Annotated in this window: 13 protein-coding genes; 9 read left to right on the top strand and 4 right to left on the bottom strand. The window is 66.4% G+C overall.

The annotated features are described in order from the left end of the window. Window positions 1–16 precede the first annotated feature (16 nt). Window positions 17–1,516, top strand: coding sequence for a tryptophan halogenase family protein (locus AC1RRR_RS10470; RefSeq protein ID WP_492812809.1), 1,500 nt, complete (start codon window positions 17–19; stop codon window positions 1,514–1,516). On the opposite strand, the gene AC1RRR_RS10465 is transcribed toward AC1RRR_RS10470, so the two are convergent. The 4 genes from AC1RRR_RS10465 to AC1RRR_RS10450 form a co-directional block, all read right to left on the bottom strand. Next, window positions 1,513–2,814 (bottom strand): glycosyltransferase family 4 protein, encoded by a 1,302-nt coding sequence (locus AC1RRR_RS10465; RefSeq protein WP_492812807.1) that lies wholly within the window; start codon window positions 2,812–2,814, stop codon window positions 1,513–1,515. The genes AC1RRR_RS10470 and AC1RRR_RS10465 overlap by 4 nt on opposite strands. A gap of 10 nt (window positions 2,815–2,824) precedes the next feature. Beyond that, entirely contained in the window at window positions 2,825–4,006 is a 1,182-nt protein-coding gene (locus tag AC1RRR_RS10460; protein WP_492812806.1) for an FkbM family methyltransferase, read from the bottom strand. Between the two features lie 125 nt (window positions 4,007–4,131). After that, window positions 4,132–5,619 (bottom strand): hypothetical protein, encoded by a 1,488-nt coding sequence (locus AC1RRR_RS10455; RefSeq protein ID WP_492812804.1) that lies wholly within the window; start codon window positions 5,617–5,619, stop codon window positions 4,132–4,134. Between the two features lie 68 nt (window positions 5,620–5,687). Further along, on the bottom strand, window positions 5,688–5,987 hold the full coding sequence (locus AC1RRR_RS10450) for a helix-turn-helix domain-containing protein (RefSeq protein ID WP_492812802.1): 300 nt from the start codon (window positions 5,985–5,987) through the stop codon (window positions 5,688–5,690). 259 nt (window positions 5,988–6,246) lie between these two features. On the opposite strand from AC1RRR_RS10450, the gene AC1RRR_RS10445 reads away from it, so the two are divergent. From AC1RRR_RS10445 to AC1RRR_RS10410, 8 genes are all read left to right on the top strand, one after another. Beyond that, a complete protein-coding gene (locus AC1RRR_RS10445) occupies window positions 6,247–9,468 on the top strand; it encodes a beta strand repeat-containing protein (protein ID WP_492812800.1) in 3,222 nt (1,073 codons plus the stop codon). 252 nt (window positions 9,469–9,720) lie between these two features. Next, window positions 9,721–11,442, top strand: a complete 1,722-nt coding sequence (locus AC1RRR_RS10440) for a type I secretion system permease/ATPase (protein WP_492813542.1) — start codon at window positions 9,721–9,723, stop codon at window positions 11,440–11,442. 61 nt (window positions 11,443–11,503) lie between these two features. After that, complete coding sequence (locus AC1RRR_RS10435; RefSeq protein ID WP_492812798.1) at window positions 11,504–12,814, top strand: HlyD family type I secretion periplasmic adaptor subunit; 1,311 nt, start codon at window positions 11,504–11,506, stop codon at window positions 12,812–12,814. Between the two features lie 135 nt (window positions 12,815–12,949). After that, complete coding sequence (gene gmd / locus AC1RRR_RS10430; RefSeq protein WP_492812796.1) at window positions 12,950–13,927, top strand: GDP-mannose 4,6-dehydratase; 978 nt, start codon at window positions 12,950–12,952, stop codon at window positions 13,925–13,927. Beyond that, entirely contained in the window at window positions 13,927–14,574 is a 648-nt protein-coding gene (locus tag AC1RRR_RS10425; RefSeq protein ID WP_492812794.1) for an acetyltransferase, read from the top strand. Before gmd ends, AC1RRR_RS10425 begins: the two co-directional genes overlap by 1 nt. After that, the gene (locus AC1RRR_RS10420) at window positions 14,571–15,698 is read left to right on the top strand and encodes a DegT/DnrJ/EryC1/StrS family aminotransferase (protein ID WP_492812792.1); all 1,128 of its coding nucleotides are present in this window, start codon (window positions 14,571–14,573) and stop codon (window positions 15,696–15,698) included. The genes AC1RRR_RS10425 and AC1RRR_RS10420 overlap by 4 nt, the downstream gene beginning before the upstream one ends. Window positions 15,699–15,701: 3 nt before the next feature. Next, window positions 15,702–16,739, top strand: coding sequence for a glycosyltransferase family 4 protein (locus AC1RRR_RS10415; RefSeq protein ID WP_492812791.1), 1,038 nt, complete (start codon window positions 15,702–15,704; stop codon window positions 16,737–16,739). After that, a complete protein-coding gene (locus AC1RRR_RS10410; protein ID WP_492812789.1) occupies window positions 16,736–17,773 on the top strand; it encodes a glycosyltransferase family 4 protein in 1,038 nt (345 codons plus the stop codon). The genes AC1RRR_RS10415 and AC1RRR_RS10410 overlap by 4 nt, the downstream gene beginning before the upstream one ends. Window positions 17,774–17,796 lie beyond the last annotated feature (23 nt).

Genomic DNA, 17,796 nt, shown 5'->3' with positions numbered 1-17,796 from the left:
AGGGGGAGGGGACGCCATGACCCAGCAGACGATCCGCAAGGTGGTGATCGCGGGCGGCGGCACCGCCGGCTGGATGGCCGCCGCGGCCCTGAGCCGGCAGCTGGGCCCGTTGCTGGAGATCACCCTGGTCGAGTCCGAGGACATCGGCACGGTCGGGGTGGGGGAATCGACCATCCCCACGGCGCGGACCTTCAACGCCCTGCTCGGCATCGACGAGCCGGCGTTCATGCGCGCCACCCAGGCGACCTTCAAGCTGGGCATCTCGTTCGAGCACTGGGGTGAGATCGGCGACCGCTACATCCACTCGTTCGGCCAGGTCGGCAAATCCACCTGGATGGGCGGCTTCCATCACTTCTGGCTGCAGGCGCGCGAGCAGGGCTTCGGCGGCGAGCTGGGCGACTACTGCCTGGAGCTGAAGGCGGCCGAACAGAACCGGTTCTATACCGGCGAGCAGAGCCCGCTGAACTACGCCTACCACCTGGACGCCGGCCTCTACGGCCGCTTCCTGCGCGGCATGGCCGAGGGCGATGGCGTGCGCCGTGTCGAGGGCAAGATCGCCAGCGTCCGCCAGCGCGGTGAGGACGGCTATGTCGAGGCCCTGGTCATGGAGAACGGCGACCTCGTCGAGGGCGACCTGTTCATCGACTGCACCGGCTTCCGGGGCCTGCTGATCGAACAGACCCTGAAGGCTGGATTCGAGGATTGGGGCCATTGGCTGCCAACCAACAGCGCCCTGGCCGTCCAGACCCGCTCGACCGAGCCGGCCGTGCCCTATACCCGCGCCATCGCCCACAAGGCCGGCTGGCGCTGGAAGATCCCGTTGCAGCACCGGGTCGGCAACGGCCTGGTCTACTGCAGCGACTACATGTCTGACGACGAAGCGCGCGACATGCTGACCCGCGAGATCGAGGGCGAGACCCTGATCGAGCCGCGTCTGATCCGCTACCGCACCGGCCGTCGCCGCAAGACCTGGGACAAGAACGTCGTCGCCCTGGGCCTGGCCAGCGGCTTCGTCGAGCCGCTGGAGTCGACCTCGATCCACCTGATCATGGTCGGCATGACGCGGCTGATGAAGCTGTTCCCATTCGGCGGGATCAGCCAGGCCGCCATCGACTTCTACAATCGCCAGGCCGACGAGGAGCTGGAGAAGATCCGCGACTTCATCATCCTGCACTACAAGGCCACCGAGCGGATCGACAGCCCGTTCTGGGACCGTGTGCGGACGATGGGCATCCCCGACAGCCTGGCCCACCGGATCGCGCTGTTCCGCGAGAGCGCCCAAGTCTACCAGGCGCCGGGAGAGCTGTTCCAGACCGACTCCTGGCTGCAGGTGCTGCTGGGTCAGCGCGTCCAGCCGCAGACCTATCACCACATGGGCCGGCTGATGCCGCCGCAGCAGCTGAAGGCCGCGCTGGAGGACCTGAAGCGCAACATCGCCGGGACGGTGACGCGCCTGCCGCAGCACCAGGCCTTCCTGGACAGCTACTGCGCCGAGCCGGTGAGCAAGAGCGCTTAAGGCGCGATCGGCGCGAACAGCTTCTGCAGCGTGGCGCCGATCCGGGCCGTGGCCGGGTCGGTGTCGGAGAGGCCCATGCCCTGCAGTTGCCAGCCCAGGCGAGCGCCGACGTCCAGCAGCGGGCGGCTGGTGATCTGGGCCTGGGCCAGGGTCTCGACGGCCTGCGCGTAGCGGGCGGCGTTGAGGTTATCCAGCGCCCAGGCGCGGGCGGCCTTGCCGGTGTCGCGGCGCAGGGCCTCGTCGGCGACCAGGCGCTCCAGGACGTCGCGCAGCTCTTCGATCACGATCTCGCCGTCGATCTTGAACACCAGGTCGTCGGGCAGCTCGCCATAGAAGCCGGCGCTGGCCACCACGGTCGGGCGGCCGCTGAGCATGCCTTCGCAAGCCGAGCCCGAGGCCCCTTCCAGCACCGGCTTGCGCAGGGCGACCATGATGTCGGCCTCGTCCAGGCGGCGGTCCAGGGTCTGGTCGTCGACGGCGCCGTCGATGACCAGGTTCGCAAAGCCGACCTCGGCGGCGACGGTTTCCAGCTTGGCGCGCTCGTCGTCCGAGATCGGACCGACCAGGCGATAGACGCAGGCCTTCAGGGCGTCGGAGCCGCCGATAGCGCGGATCACGTCGGCCACCCGCTTGTTGGGGTTCATTACCCCGACCGTGGTGAGCGTCAGCTGGCTCTTGGCCTTGGGCGGACCCGGCGGCGTCGCGCGATCGGGGCAGCACAGCGGGGTCACATCGACCGGACCGGTGACCACGGCCTCCAGCTTCGGCGCGTAGAAGCGCGCGTGGGCCAGGGCGGCTTGGCAGCGGCCAGCCAGCCACTCGGTCATCGGCAGGTGCTGGGCGATCTCGCCCATGTCCAGCATCTGGCCCGAGCGCACGGCCACGGCGTGGGGCAGGGCCGCCTCGCCATAGGTCGCGACGATCTCGGCGTCGTGTCGGCGATAGTCCAGGCCGTTGTAGTGCAGCCAGCCCGAGAACAGGTTGTAGATGTAGAAGTCGTGGAAGATCCCCAGGCACGGCGCGGCGTCCAGGATCGCGAACACGCCGGCGTGGAAGGGATAGTTGTCGCCGATATTGACGATGACGACGTCGAACTCGGTCCGCAGGCGCGCCAGGTCGTAGCGGCGCCAGTGATGGACGGGCAGGGCGGTCGGATGCAGCGGCTCGTCGCCGACCTCATCCTCGCAGCGCAGGATCTCGACCTGGTGGCCCCGCGCGGCCAGGGCCTTGGCGACCTCGGCGCTGACCCGGCCGATCGACGAGCGCAGGACGAAGGGCGTCACCCAGCAGATCTTCATCGCGGTGATCCTAGCGCTTGAGCAGGCGCTTTTCAGCGTCGCCGCCGGCGCGCACGAAGGCGATGTTGGCCGAGACCACCTTGGCGGCGGCCTTGGCGTTGGTCGGCTCGGCCGCGCTGGTCGCCTCGTCGATGATGTAGGCCTTGAAGCCGGCGTCGGCGAAGGCCTTGAACCACTGGGCGGGGGTCTGGCCCACGCGCTTGAGGTGCTCGGGGCCGAACTCGGCGACGATGGCCAGGTCGGGGTTCTTGGCGATTACGCCCTGCATGCCGGCCAGTACGTCCAGCTCGGCGCCCTCGACGTCGATCTTGACCACATCCATGCGCTTGGCCGGGGCGATGTCGTCCAGGCGGACCACCTCGACCTGGATCTCGCGCGAGCCTTCGGTCTCGGGCAGGGCGTACAGCGAGCTGTGGCCGATGATGTCGCTGACGTGGAAGGTCAGCTGCCCGGCCTTCTCGCCGACGGCCTGGTCACGCACCTCGACCCAGGACAGGCCGTTGAGATACTTCATCTTTTCGAGGTTCGAACGCGGAACCGCCTCGGGCTCGAAGGCGATGACCTTGCCGCCCGGGCCAGCCGCCGACGCCATCACCAGGGTCAGCAGGCCGATATTGGCGCCGACGTCGGCGACCACCATGCCGGGCTGGACCAGCCGGCGCAGCACGTCGGTGGTGCCGGGCTCAAGGCCCTTGCTGGTGGCGTTGGCCAGCATGGTGACGAAGGTCGGCAGGGCCGTGGGGGCCATGATGTAGCCGTCGCGCATGCGGATCGCGGTCGACTCGGCGTCGTAGTGGATCAGCGGCCGCTGCTTGATCTCCAGCTCGTCGAAGCGCGGACCGAACATGCCGGGAATAGCAGCCAGCTCGCCATAGGCCTGGTCGCCGCGCGCCTGGATGTGCGTCAGCTGCGCCGACATGGTCTGCATGGTCTGGAGGACTGCCTGCAGCATGTCCTGGGTCTGGCCCAGGCGCGCCTGGGCGACGTGCAGCTCGCCGGTCAGATGGTTCAGCTGGCTCTGCGTCGCGCGCAGCTCGTGCTCGACCGTGGCCTGGAGGTAGCGGCGGGCGTAGTTGGCCACGGGCGAGACGACCGGCCCCAGCAAACGGCGGGCGAAGCCGAAGCGCCGACGCGGCGGCGGGCCAGCCGGGCTGGTTTCGGGTGAAGCGGTGTCGTTGACGGGAGCGCGCATGGCGGAGCTCATCGCCAGGTCCAGACGTGCGGGCCTCAAGTCAGTCCTTCCCGGGCGCAGCTTCGCAGCCGTCGCCCGTCCTATGCGCAAAAATCATCGCTGCGGGGCAGCGAGCGGATTCCGGTCTAGACCAGAATCCCGCCGTGCAGGAAGGAATGTTGATCACCGACCAGGTTGATCGAGCTGCCATCGATGAAGTCGAAGGTCATGCTGGTCATATGACCGATCGAGCCCGGGTCGCTCATGACGCGGGAGTCGAACATCACGACCTGCGAACCTTGCATCATGATCGACACGTGGTCGGTATGGGCCACGAAGTAGTCGATGAACTGGTTCACCAGATCCACTGAGGCCTGGCCGACGTGCGTCGAGGTCGTGTGGTTTCCGGAAGCCGGAGGCGTGCCGTTCTGTTCCTCGCCGGACGGATTTTGAGACTCCGATACCGGGGTCGGCTGCGTCTCGTTGGTCTCGTTCGATTGAGTCGGGACCGGCGTGGTCTGGTAGTGGTCGCCGCGCGAGATGATCTCGGCCAGCACGTCCGGAAGCTTGGCGACTTCAATCACCGAGATCTTCTGGGCGGCGGTGTCGCCCACCAGGGCGCGGACCAACTGGACGGCTTCGATGTTGGGAAGCGCGCCGGCGCCCAGCCGCACTTCCAGCGACCAGGTCGCCGCGTTGTGGACCTCTGGCACCGCCAGCGGCGCGGTGTCCATGTCCGCGTGCGCGGGGTCCGCGACGGTCAGCGCCACGTTGGCGGGCGTCGTCAGCTCCGCCGAATGGGGCAGGGTCGACAGCAACGCAACCAGCGACAGGACCGACGAGACGGTCTGGGCAGGCGTGTTGGCGACGGCCGAAACGTGGTTTTCGTTCAGCAGAGCGGCGCCGTTGCCGGACGTCAGGCTGGACGCGGCCGGGCTGCCGAAGTCCAGTTCGGCGGCGGCCGACGCCAGAGCGCCGCGGGCGGCCGGATCCAGGCTGCCGGCGTCGACGGTGAAGTCGGAGGCGAGCAGGGCGGCGGCCAGCACCAGCACCGCCTGGTTGGCGGGCAGCTGGACGGTGTCGTAGGTCGGGGCGTTGGCGGCGGTCACGCCAGCCGCAGCGCCGGACTTGGCGGGGCTGGTGTTGGCGCTCGACGACAAGAGCGCCGGGCGCGAGCTCGGAGCCGAGTTGTTCGCGCCGGTCTCGGCCGCGCGGGCTTCGCCGGTCTTGAAGAAGGCGGTGCCGACCACGGCCACCAGCAGGGCGGCGGGGTGGATCGAAACATTGTCGCCGCTCTGCGAGCGGCGGATCAGCGGGTGACGCGCGACCAGGTTGCGCACCAGCGACGAGAAGTCGAAGCCGCGCGCGATCTCTTCATACGCCGGGCCCGCGATCATGTACTCGCCATCGATGCGCGCGAAGTGGATCACCACCTCGCCGTCGTCGGTGCGGTAGAAGACGAACCACGGCTCGTTCTCGTCGCTGAGGCCACGATCGGTGCCGACGCGGATGCCGGCTTTGATCAGGGCGCCTTCCACGCGATAGAATTCGGCCAGCTCTTGCTGGCTCCAATCGGCGGGAGCGGGCGCATAACGCGGCGAACGCTGGAAGAACGAGAGGACTTGCGCAGCCATATTGGCGGAAGATTCCCACGCGTGAGTAGAGACAGCCGGCACGCGCCGGCGGCGACACGTTAGACGAACTACTCTTCGTTGAACAGGATTTCGTAGGTGATCGGATCGTAGAACCGCATCAGCTCACGCACGAACGTCCGCTCGGGCACTTCCAGCGCCCGGGCCCAGTCGCGGTAACGGTCCGGCGGAATGCGGCCGCGACCCGTCTCGAGCTGCGAAATGAAGGTGTAATAGTCCGCGCCGACCTTGGCCGCCAGCTGACGTTGCGAGAGACCAGCGACTTCGCGCTGCTCTTTGAGCCATCGGCCGCCTTCGCGACGGAGGTCTTGGACCTCCGTGGCGCTGCGACGTTGAGGGTTGCCATACATTATAATAGCCGTCCCGGCGCCCGGGGGCGGAGAGCGCTGTCGCTCGCCTGCCGCGCGCAAAAATACCCTCTCCATATACCCCTTCCATGGTCGCGGTACAAGGAACGCGACATAGGAAAATGCTGTACAGTTAGAAAAATGCTGTACAGCTCGATTTCAGGTATTGTGGACGTATGTCGTTTGCTCTATAGCCTTCGCTGCTCCTATGCGCGCCGTTTGGCCGCAGGGGGTGTGGGATTATCTTTGGGAGACAAGCCAGATGGCTTACAACATCACCCAGCTGACCACGTTCTTCACGAACGCGAACGCTGGCACCGGGCCGACCACGGCTCAGACTTCTCTGCTGCAAAGCATTGCCAACCAAAACGCCACTGGCACGTTCAACGACCCGCAGGCTTTCCAAGCCGCCGTTGACCTGGCTTCGGACACGACCACTGCGGTCAGCGTCGAAACCTACGCCTTCTTCCTCGGCTTCGCGCCGAGCAAGGCTGGTCTGGCCGCTCTGAACGCCGCCTACGTCGGCACGGGCGCTCAAGCTGGTCTGAACGGCGAAAACCGCTTCATCGCTCAGTCGGTGTCGCTGGCGCTGCAAAACCCGACCGCTAAGGCGAGCTTCTCGTCCACCTACGGTTCGCTGTCGATCCTCGACACCGTCAAGACCGCCTACAACATCATCATCGGTACCGCTGCCGCCACCGCGGCCGGCGTGAACCTGGATGCCGCCTACAAGTTCTTCACGGACCAAACGGCTTACTTCACCGCTTTCGTGAAGCAAGTCCTGCCGGGCCTGTCGACCGCTGACCAAGATCTGGCCCTGCGCGCCGCGATCGTTGGCGAAATCATGCACCAAGCCACGTCGTACAACAACGGCGCCGGCATTGGTTCGTACGCCTCGGCCACCAACAACCTGCTGAAGGACCTGGCGGACGACAACACGCTGACGGCTGACAACAACGCCGGCATCGACCTGTTCACCAACTACGGCAGCGGCGGCGCTCCGGGCACGACCTTCAGCCTGACGGCTGCGATCGACAACCTGGTCGGCACCGCGAACAACGACACCTTCGTTGGTCAGCTGAACGCTTCGGTCGACACCGTCGGCCCGCTCGACGCCATCGACGGTGGCGCCGGCACCGACACCCTGAACCTCTCGGACGGCACCGGCAGCGCGCTGGCTACGTCGGCCCTGAGCGTGAAGAACGTCGAAATCCTGAACCTGACCTCGGTCTCGGCTCTGGCCGGCGGTTCGCTGGACACCTCGGCCTGGTCGGGTCTGACCAACGCCAACGTCGTCCTGCAAGACGCTTCGGGCGCTGACCAAACCGTCACCGCCAGCGGCGCTACCGCCATTGCTCTGACGGCTTCGAAGCAAGCCACCTCGGACCTGTTCGTCCAGGGCGGCGGCGCTGTCAGCGTCACCGCCACGGGCGTTGGCGTCGCGGGCAACATCGTTGTCGGCAGCGTCACGGCTCCGACCGGTGCTGTCACCGTGAAGGCGACCGGCGCTGCTTACGACGACGTCGCGAACCGTACCCAAGGCACCATCGCGGTGACCGGCGGCACGACGGTCAACGTCACGCAGTCGGCTGGCATCACGGCCGCTCAATCGACCAACGCCGCCACCGACACCACCAACTTCACGCTGACCCAAGGCGCGATGACGGTGACCGGTACGGCTGCGACCACCACGGTCTCGGTCGCTCAGGACGCCGCTGTCACGGTTGTGGCCGGTAACGTCGCTGGCGACGGTAAGGTCGGTATCGCTACCGGCGCTGTCACGATCACCGACGTCAACGCGGGTAACGCGACGAAGGCGGGCACCATCACCACGGTGAACCTGACCAACGGCACGCAAAGCGTCTCGTCGAACGCCCTGACGAACCTGAACCTGTCGGGCACCAACGCGACCACGGTCGTGCTGAGCACCACCAACACGACGACCTCGAAGACGCTGGCCATCGGTCTGACCGGCGGCACCTCGACCGTTGACGACACCAACGACGTCCTGACGTCGGCCACGGTGACGGCTTCGGGCGCGGCCACGGCCACGCTGTCGGCTGACGCTGTTGTCAACCTGACCCTGGGCGGCTCCAAGGGCCTGACGTTCAACGTCGGTTCGCTGAACGCCCTGAAGACCGTCAACCTGACGGGCGCCGGCGGCGTGACCTCGGACCTGAGCGGTTCGACCACGCTGACCAAGATCGACGCTTCGGCCTCGTCGGGCGCTAACGCCATCACGATCCGTGGCCAAACCACGAAGATCGCGTATGTCGGCGGCACCGGCGCTGACAGCGTCACCCTGACGGGTACGCTGGACGCCAACGCTTCGATCCAGCTGGGCGCCGGCAACGACCGCCTGCTGTCGAACGCCGCCGTTATCGGCGCTTCGACCACGGCTGTGGTCGACGGCGGCGACGGCGTCGACGCTATCTCGTCGGCTCTGATCTCGGCTGTGAACGCCTCGGTCTTCAAGAACTTTGAAGTCCTGAACCTGCAAAGCACGGGCGGCGACATCGTCGACGTCTCGCTGCTGACCGGTTCGACGATCGCCAGCCTGGAGCTGAACGGCGGTACGGGTGCGGCTTCGTACTCGAACGTCACGACCGCTCAGTCGCTGGCCATCACCGGCACCAGCGGCGCTGGTAGCGCTGCCACGGTCGTCTTCACGGGCGTTGGTGGCACCTCGGACGCTTACTCGATCAACTTCAACGCCGCTGTGACCGGTACGGCTACCTCGCCGACCGCCGTCAACGCGCGCGCTGTGACGATCGAAGGCATCGAGAACGTCTCGATCGCTTCGGGCGCCACCGGTGGTGTCGCCGCTAACGCGATCACCCTGTCGGACGCCGCTGCTCGCACGCTGACCGTCACCGGTTCGCAAGCCCTGAGCCTGACCCTCACGGGCTTCGGCACGGCTGGCGCCAACGGCGCGAACATCGACGCCTCGGCCGCCACCGGCGCCATCACGATCAACGGCCTCGCCGGCCTTGGTCTGGTGACCGACGGTTCGACCGTGAAGACGGGTACGGGCGCTGACGTGATCACCGTTGGTGCGATCACCGGCCAAGTGACCCTGACCACCGGCGGCGGCAAGGACATCATCGATGTCTCGACCACCGTTGGCACCTCGGGTTCGGGCGCGACTGCCGCTTCGCACGTCACCGTCACCGACTTCTCGACCTCGGACGCTCTGCGCTTCAAGGACAGCGGTGGTGTTGAAACCTTCGCTTCGACGAAGGTTGACCTGACGGGCGTGAACGACTTCGCCGCGGCTCTGAACGCCGCTGCGGCCGGTGCGACCGTCGGCACGATCACGTGGTTCCAATACGGCACCAACACCTACGTCGTCCAAGACAACGGCGCGGGCGCCACCTTCGGCGCTGGCGACATCGTCGTGAAGCTCTCGGGTCTGGTCGACCTGTCGAGCGCCGTGCTGGGTAACACCGGCGCTGCCTCGGGCCCGACGCTGAGCCTGATCTAATATCCTTGAAACCCGTCGCGCCTCGGCGCGGCGGGGGACTTGGAGGAATTGCGCCGTCCTGGTTCGCCAGGGCGGCGTTTTTCTTTTGCGGCGAGCGCCAAATCGGCCCTCTTGCGCCTCGCGGAACCCTGTGCTCTAGCCGGAAGGCGTAGGGCGCTCATTTTCCGCCACAATTTCGTGGTCGAGACGCGACCTCAGTTGTTACTGTATACGACCCCGCCACCCGGCGCGGCGTCTCGAAGGCCTGACATGATCTTCAACCGCACCGGCAACAAGCCGACCATCCTCGACCAGGCCGTCCTGGTCGCGAAACCGGCGGTGATCACCGCCATGGTCTTCAGCTTCTTCATCAACATCCTGGCGCTGGTCAGTCCGCTGTACATGCTGCAGGTCTATGACCGCGTACTGTCCAGTCGCAACGTCGCCACCCTGGTGGTGCTGACGCTGATCTGCGTCTTCCTGTTCGTGATCTATGGTCTGTTGGAAGCGCTCCGCACCCAGGTGCTGGTGCGCGGCGGTCTGAAGTTCGATGGGGTGGCCCGGGACCCGATCTTCAAGGCGGTGCTGGATTCGACGCTCACCCGCAGGGGGCAGGGCGGCCAGGCGTTCCGCGACATGGACCAGGTCCGCGAGTTCATGACCGGCGGCCTGATCGCCTTCTGCGACGCGCCCTGGACGCCGGTGTTCATCGTCGTGTCCTGGATCCTGCATCCCTATTTCGGCATTCTGGCGGTCATCAGCTGCTTCATCATCTTCGGTCTGGCCGTGATGAACGACCGCGCGACCAAGAACCCGATCCAGATGGCAACGATGGCCTCGATCGCCGCCCAGAACGACGCCAATTCCACCCTGCGCAACGCCGAGGTCATGAAGGCCATGGGCATGTGGGGCGGCCTGCAGGCCCGCTGGCGTGTTCGCCGCGACGAGCAGGTGGCCTGGCAGGCCGCGGCCAGCGACGCCGGCGGCAGCGTGATGTCGGGCATCAAGGTGTTCCGCCAGGTCGTCCAGACGCTGATCCTGGGCGGCGGCGCCTATCTCGCCATTCAGGGCAAGATCTCGGCCGGTTCGATGATCGCCGGCTCGATCCTGGTCGGCCGCGCCCTGGCGCCGATCGAAGGCGCTGTTGGCCAGTGGAAGGGTTTCATTGGCGCTCGCAGCTCTTGGGATCGCCTGCAGGTGACGCTGCGCGAACAGGACGACAAGGAAGACCACATGCCGCTGCCCGAGCCGCGCGGCGTGCTGTCGGCCGAGGCGGCGTCCATCCTACCGCCCGGCGCTCAAGCGCCGAGCATGCGTCAGGCCAGCTTCCGCATCGACGCGGGCACCTCTATCGCCCTGGTCGGGCCCAGCGCGGCCGGCAAGTCGTCGCTGCTGCGCGGCATCGTCGGCGTGTGGCCCTGTGTGGCCGGCGTGATCCGTCTCGACGGCTATGACATCAAGCAGTGGGATCCCGAGAAACTGGGTCGCCACATCGGCTACCTGCCGCAGGACATCGAGCTGTTCCAAGGCACGGTCGCCCAGAACATCGCCCGCTTCACCGAGTACGAATCCCAGGAAGTCATCGAGGCGGCCACGCTCGCGGGCGTGCACGAGATGATCCAGGGTCTGCCGATGGGCTACGACACGCCGATTGGCGAAGGCGGCGCCTCGCTCTCGGGCGGCCAGCGTCAACGTTTGGCCCTGGCTCGTTCGGTGTTCCGCATGCCGGCCCTGGTGGTTCTGGACGAACCGAACGCCAGCCTGGACCAAGTGGGCGAGGTCGCGCTCATGGAAGCGATGCAGCGTCTGAAAGCCGCCAAGCGCACGGTGATCTTCGCCACCCACAAGGTGAACCTGCTGGGCCAGGCGGACTACATCATGGTCATCAACCAGGGTGTGATCTCCGATTTCGGCGAACGCGATCCCATGCTGGCCAAGCTGATGGGCGGCGCGCCGCCCCAGGCGCCGGCTCCCACGCCGATCCGCGCCAACTGATCCGTCCGTTCGCCCCTTTTTTCTAAGGCCGCCTCGCGCGCGCCCATCAGGCTGAAAACAGATGAAGCCCCCTAAGCTCCAACGTCCGACGGACAACTACAAAGGTGTGGCCCGTATCGGCTACATCGTCATCGGCATCACCTTCGTCGGCATTCTGGGCTGGGCGGCGTTCGCGCCGCTGGACAGCGCCGTGATCGCCAGCGGCGTCGTGTCGGCCGAAGGCAACAAGAAGACCGTTCAGCACCTGGAAGGCGGCATGCTCCGCAGTATCCTGGTGCGTGAAGGCGAGAAGGTGAAGGCCGGCCAAGTGCTGTTCGAGATGGATCCGACGCAGGTAGACGCCGCGGCGGGCATCACCAGGAACCAGTACGTGGCGCTGAAGGCCATGGAGGCCCGTCTGCTGGCGGAACGCGATCAGCGTCCATCCATCAGCTTCCCGGCCGACCTGCTGAGCCAGCGCAGCGACCCGGCCGTTTCGCGCGCGCTCGCCGATGAACAGTCGCAGTTCCTGGAGCGCCGCCAGACGATCTCGGGTCAGGTCGACCTGATGAACGCCCAGCGCGATCAGTACCAGAGCGAGATCGACGGCATCGAGCGCCAGACTCAGGGCCTGAAAGACCAACTGGGCTATATCCAGGACGAGTTGAACGACCTGCGCAAGATCTATGACAAGGGTCTGGTGCCGCGGCCGCGCCTACTGGCGCTGGAGCGTGAGCAGGCGTCGCTGTCCGGCTCGATCGGCCGCCTGACCGCCGACCGTTCCAAGGCCGTGCAGGGCATGTCCGAGACCCAGCTGAAGATCCGTCAGATCAAGCAGCAGTTCTTCCAAGAGGTCAGCCAGAACATCGCCGAGACGCGCGTGAAGCTGGCCGAGGTGACCGAGAAGGAGGTTGTGGCCTCTGACGCGCAGCGCCGTATCCGGGTCGTTTCCCCGGTCAGCGGCACCGCTCAGAACCTGCGTTTCTTCACCCAGGGCGCGGTCGTTCGCCCGGCCGAGCCGATGGTCGATATCGCGCCGGATGATGAGGCCTTCGTCATTCAGGCTCACTTCCAGCCGACCGATGTGGACAACATCCATGCCGGCATGGTCACGGAGGTCCGTCTCCCGGCCTTCCACTCGCGTGAAATCCCGATCCTGAACGGCAAGATCGAGTCGATCTCGCGCGACCGCCTGAGCGATCCGGAAGGCAAGACCGTCTACTTCCTGGGGATTGTCCGGGTCGATCCCAAGCAGCTGCCCAAGCCCCTGCGCTCCAAGATCACCGCCGGCATGCCGGCTCAGGTGGTCGTGCCGACCGGCGAGCGCACCGTGCTGCAGTACCTGTTCTCGCCGCTGCGCGATACCCTGCGCACCACCATGCGCGAGGAGTAGGGCGGGCGATTTCAAAGGCCTGATTTCCCACACCTTTCGGAAAGCGGCGCCCGACGGCCGAAATGTCGTCGGCGGCGCTTTCCAATCGGCTCCAATAGTGTAGTCAGACACCTTTCATTCTTACTGGAGTCGAGTGTGGCGAAGACGGCTTTGATCACCGGCATTACGGGCCAGGACGGGGCTTATCTCGCCAAACTCCTCTTGGAGAAGGGCTACGCGGTCCACGGCATGCTGCGCCGCTCGGCCTCGGCCGACGTGATCGGTGACCGCCTGCGCTGGATCGGCGTCTATGACGACGTGCGGTTCGAGCTGGGCGACCTGCTGGACCAGGGCGGCCTGACCCGCCTGATGCGCCGTCTGCAGCCGGACGAGGTCTATAACCTGGCCGCCCAGAGCTTCGTCGGCGCCTCGTGGGACCAGCCGCACCTGACCGGTTCTGTGACCGGCCTGGGCGCCACCAACATGCTGGAAGCCGTGCGCGAAGAGTGCCCGCAGGCCCGCTTCTACCAGGCGTCGTCGTCGGAAATGTACGGCCTGGTCCAGCATCCGATCCAGTCGGAGAAGACGCCGTTCTATCCGCGCTCGCCGTATGCCGTGGCCAAGATGTATGCCCACTGGATGACGGTGAACTACCGCGAGAGCTTTGGCCTGCATGCCTCGGCCGGCATCCTGTTCAACCACGAGAGCCCGCTGCGCGGCATCGAGTTCGTGACCCGCAAGGTCACCGACGCCGTGGCCGCCATCAAGCTGGGCCAGCAGAAGACCGTCGAGCTGGGCAACCTGGACGCCAAGCGCGACTGGGGCCACGCCCAGGACTATGTCGAGGCCATGTGGCTGATGCTGCAGCAAGAGGTTCCGGACGACTACGTGGTCGCCACCGGCAAGACCTGGACCGTCCGCGAGATGTGCGAGGTGGCCTTCGCCACCGTCGGCCTGAACTACCAGGACCACGTCACGATCAATCCGAAGTTCCTGCGTCCCGCCGAGGTCGATCTGCTGCTGGGTGACCCGACCAAGGCCAAGGAAAAGCTGGGCTGGGAGCCCAAGATCACCATGCAGGCGCTGATCGCCGAGATGGTGGAAGCCGACATCGCCCGTCGGTCGAGGAACTGATGAGCCCAACCCTCACCAAGGGGGGCGTCGTCATCATCGGCGGCGGCGGCCACGCCAAGGTGGTCATCGAAAGCCTGCGCGCTTCGGGGAAGGCTGTGGCGGCGATCGTCGACGCCGATCCGACGCCGCGCGAGGTTCTGGGCGTTCCGGTGGTCGGCGACGACCTGAAGCTGCCCGAGCTGAAAGGGCAGGGGCTGTCCCAGCTGTTCGTCGCCATTGGCGACAACCGCCTGCGCGAGAAGTTGGGGCGCAAGGCTCAGGGCCTGGGTTTTGTCCTGGTCAACGCGATCCATCCTTCGGCCGTGATCTCGCCCAGCGCCAAGCTGGGCCAAGGCGTGGCGGTGATGGCCGGCGTGGCGATCAATGCCGATACGACCGTCGGCGATCTGGCGATCATCAACACCGGCGCCGTCGTGGATCATGACGGCCGCCTGGGCGTGGCGTGCCATCTGGGTCCGGCCTGCGCCCTGGCCGGCAATGTGACGATCGGCGACCGGGCCTTCCTTGGCGTCGGCGCGCGGGCGATCCCGGGCGTGACGATCGGCGCCGATACGACCGTCGGCGCCGGTGGCGTCGTCGTGCGAGACCTACCGGAGGCCGTTCTCGCGATCGGCGTCCCCGCGAAGATCAAAGGAGACCGGCCATGACCAGCCCGGCGAACACTCTGCCCAGGATTTCCGTCGCCGCCCCGCGCCTGGACGGCAAGGAGCGCGAGTACGTCCTCGAGTGCATGGACACGACCTGGATTTCGTCGGTCGGTCGTTTCATCTCGGAGTTCGAGAAGGGCTTCGCCGAGTATTGCGGCGTGCGTAACGCCATCGCCTGCAACAACGGCACGACGGCCCTGCACCTGGCGCTGGTGGCGCTGGACATCGGTCCGGGCGACGAGGTGATCGTCCCCAGCCTGACCTACATCGCCTCGGCCAACGCGGTGACCTATTGCGGCGCGACGCCGGTGCTGATCGACAACGATCCGGGCACCTTCAATCTGGATCCGGCCAAGCTGGAGGCGCTGATCACGCCGCGCACCAAGGCGATCATGCCCGTGCACCTGTATGGCCAGATCTGCGACATGGATCCGATCCTGGAGATCGCCCGGAAGCACAACCTGTTCGTCGTCGAAGACGCGGCCGAGGCTGTCGGCGCGACCTACAAGGGCAAGAAGTCGGGCGCATTGGGCACGTGCGCCACCTTCAGCTTCTTCGGCAACAAGATCATCACCACCGGCGAAGGCGGGATGATCACGACCGATGACGACGAACTGGCCGCCAAGATGCGCCTGCTGCGCGGCCAGGGCATGGACCCGAACCGTCGCTACTGGTTCCCGATTGTCGGCTACAACTACCGCATGACCAACATCCAGGCCGCCATCGGTCTGGCGCAGCTGGAGCGCGTGGACGTCCATCTGGACGCCCGCGAGAAGGTCATCGGCTGGTACGAGGAGAAGCTTTCGCGCCTGGGCAATCGGGTGACCAAGCCGTTCGTCGCCGACACCGGCCGCCACGTGTTCTGGATGTACACCGTGCGCCTGGGCGAGGGCCTGTCGACCTCGCGCGACCAGGTGATCAAGGATCTGGACGCCCTGGGCATCGAGAGCCGCCCGGTGTTCCACCCGATGCACGTCATGCCGCCTTATGCCCATCTGGCGACCGGCGACCTGAAGCAGGCCGAAGCCTGTGGCGCCGACGGCCTGAACCTGCCGACCCACGCAGGCCTGACCGAGGCCGACATCGACCGTGTCGTCGCGGCGCTCGACCAGGTCCTGGTCTAGCCGATGCGCATCATCCTCCTGTCCTCGATCGTGCCGTTCATCAACGGCGGCGCGCGCTTTATCGTCGAGTGGCTCGAGGAGAAGCTGATCGAGGCTGGGCACGAGGTCGAGCGGTTCTACCTGCCGTTCACCGACGATCCGAACGAGATCCTGCATCAGGTCGCCGCCTGGCGGCTGATGGACCTGACGCAGTGGTGCGACCGGGTGATCTGCTTCCGGCCGCCGGCCTATGTGGTCGACCATCCCAACAAGGTGCTGTGGTTCATCCACCACATCCGCACCTTCTATGACCTGTGGGATACGCCCTATCGCGGCATGCCCGACGACACCCACCACCGGGCGATCCGTGACAACCTGCGGGCGCTCGACACCCAGGCGATCTCGGAAGCGCGGGCGGTGTTCACCAACTCGCAGGTGGTCGCCGACCGCCTGAAGGCGTTCAATGGCCTGGACGCCACGCCGCTGTATCCGCCGGTCTATCAGCCCGAGCGCTTCACCCACACCGGCTATGGCGACGAGATCGTCGCGATCTCGCGCCTGGAGCCGCACAAGCGTCAGGCCCTGATGATCGAGGCGATGCAGCACGTGAAGACCGGCGTGAAGCTGCGCCTGGCCGGCACCGCCTCTAGTCCCGAATACGGCCGCCAGCTGCTGCAGAGGGTTCAGGAGCTGGGCCTGCAGGACCGGGTCATTCTTGAGGACCGCTGGATCAGCGAGGACGAGAAGGCGGAGATGCTGAAAGAGGCTCTCGCCATCGCCTATCTGCCCAAGGACGAGGACAGCTACGGCTATCCGTCGCTGGAAGGCGCCCACGCCAAGAAGGCGATCATCACGACCACGGACTCCGGCGGGGTGCTGGAGCTGGTCGAGCACGGTCGCAACGGCCTGATCAGCGAGCCCGACCCGCGCGCCCTGGCCGAGCAGTTCGACCGCCTGCACGCCGACAAACAGGCCGTGGCCAAGATGGGCACGGCGTCGCTGAACCGTCTCGCCGAGATGAAGATCGACTGGAGCACCGTCGTGGATCGGCTGACCGCATGAAGGTTCTGGTCGTCAACAATGCCGCCCCGTTCCAGCGCGGCGGGGCCGAAGAACTGGCCGACCACCTGGTCCGCCGCCTGAACGCCACGCCCGGCGTGCAGTCCGAGCTCGTCCGCGTGCCCTTCACCTGGGAACCCGCCGAGCGCCTGATCGAGGAGATGCTGATCTCCAAGGGCATGCGCCTCTACAATGTCGACCGGGTGATCGGCCTGAAGTTCCCGGCGTATCTGATCCCGCACCAAGACAAGGTGCTGTGGCTGCTGCACCAGTTCCGCCAGGCCTATGACCTGTCCGAAGCCGGCCAGAGCCATCTCGACTTCGACGAGACGGGGCGCACGGTGAAGGCGGCGATCAAGGCGGCCGACAACGAATGTTTCGCGCAGTGCCGCAAGATCTGGTGCAACTCGCCGGTCACCCAGAACCGCCTGATGAAGTTCAACGGCGTGGCCTCCGAGGTCCTGTATCCGCCGCTGAACGACGGCGAGCTGTTCACGGGCGGCGACTATGGCGACTACGTCTTCGCCGGTGGCCGGGTGGCGGCGGGCAAGCGCCAGCACCTGCTGATCGAGGCCCTGGCCCTGCTGCCGGGCAGCCTGCGCCTGGTCATCGCCGGTCCGCCGGAGAACCAGGCCTATGCCGATCGCCTGACCAAGCTGGTCGAGGATCTGGACCTGAAGGATCGCGTCGATCTGCGGTTCGGCTTCCATCCGCGCGCGGACATCGCCCGCTGGGCCAATGAGGCCCTGGTCTGCGCCTATCTGCCGTTCGACGAGGACAGCGTGGGCTATGTGACCATGGAGGCCTTCGCCTCGGGCAAGGCCGTGCTGACCGTCACCGACAGTGGCGGCCTGCTGGAGATCGTCAGCCAGGACACCGGTGCGGTGGCCGAACCGACGCCTCAGGCCCTGGCCCAGGCGTTGGATCGTTTGACGTCCGACAAGGCGCGGGCGATATCGCTGGGGGCCGCGGCGCGCGATCTTTGGCGCAACAAGAACATTACGTGGGAGGCGACTGTGCGTCGCCTTCTTGATTAAGCCATAAATATTAGGTTGAACGC

The sequence above is a fragment of the Caulobacter sp. GW821-FHT12D05 genome (genome assembly GCF_058807295.1).
The sequence above is the reverse complement of the archived record's forward strand: the minus strand, read 5'-3'. Positions and strand labels throughout refer to the sequence as shown.

Excerpts from the sequence above, each read along its gene's own strand:
- AC1RRR_RS10470 (WP_492812809.1), top strand. The coding sequence starts at position 17 with ATGACCCAGCAGACGATCCGCAAGGTGGTGATCGCGGGCGGCGGCACC.
- AC1RRR_RS10465 (WP_492812807.1), bottom strand. The coding sequence starts at position 2,814 with ATGAAGATCTGCTGGGTGACGCCCTTCGTCCTGCGCTCGTCGATCGGC.
- AC1RRR_RS10460 (WP_492812806.1), bottom strand. The coding sequence starts at position 4,006 with ATGCGCGCTCCCGTCAACGACACCGCTTCACCCGAAACCAGCCCGGCT.
- AC1RRR_RS10455 (WP_492812804.1), bottom strand. The coding sequence starts at position 5,619 with ATGGCTGCGCAAGTCCTCTCGTTCTTCCAGCGTTCGCCGCGTTATGCG.
- AC1RRR_RS10450 (WP_492812802.1), bottom strand. The coding sequence starts at position 5,987 with ATGTATGGCAACCCTCAACGTCGCAGCGCCACGGAGGTCCAAGACCTC.
- AC1RRR_RS10445 (WP_492812800.1), top strand. The coding sequence starts at position 6,247 with ATGGCTTACAACATCACCCAGCTGACCACGTTCTTCACGAACGCGAAC.
- AC1RRR_RS10435 (WP_492812798.1), top strand. The coding sequence starts at position 11,504 with ATGAAGCCCCCTAAGCTCCAACGTCCGACGGACAACTACAAAGGTGTG.
- AC1RRR_RS10425 (WP_492812794.1), top strand. The coding sequence starts at position 13,927 with ATGAGCCCAACCCTCACCAAGGGGGGCGTCGTCATCATCGGCGGCGGC.
- AC1RRR_RS10420 (WP_492812792.1), top strand. The coding sequence starts at position 14,571 with ATGACCAGCCCGGCGAACACTCTGCCCAGGATTTCCGTCGCCGCCCCG.
- AC1RRR_RS10415 (WP_492812791.1), top strand. The coding sequence starts at position 15,702 with ATGCGCATCATCCTCCTGTCCTCGATCGTGCCGTTCATCAACGGCGGC.
- AC1RRR_RS10410 (WP_492812789.1), top strand. The coding sequence starts at position 16,736 with ATGAAGGTTCTGGTCGTCAACAATGCCGCCCCGTTCCAGCGCGGCGGG.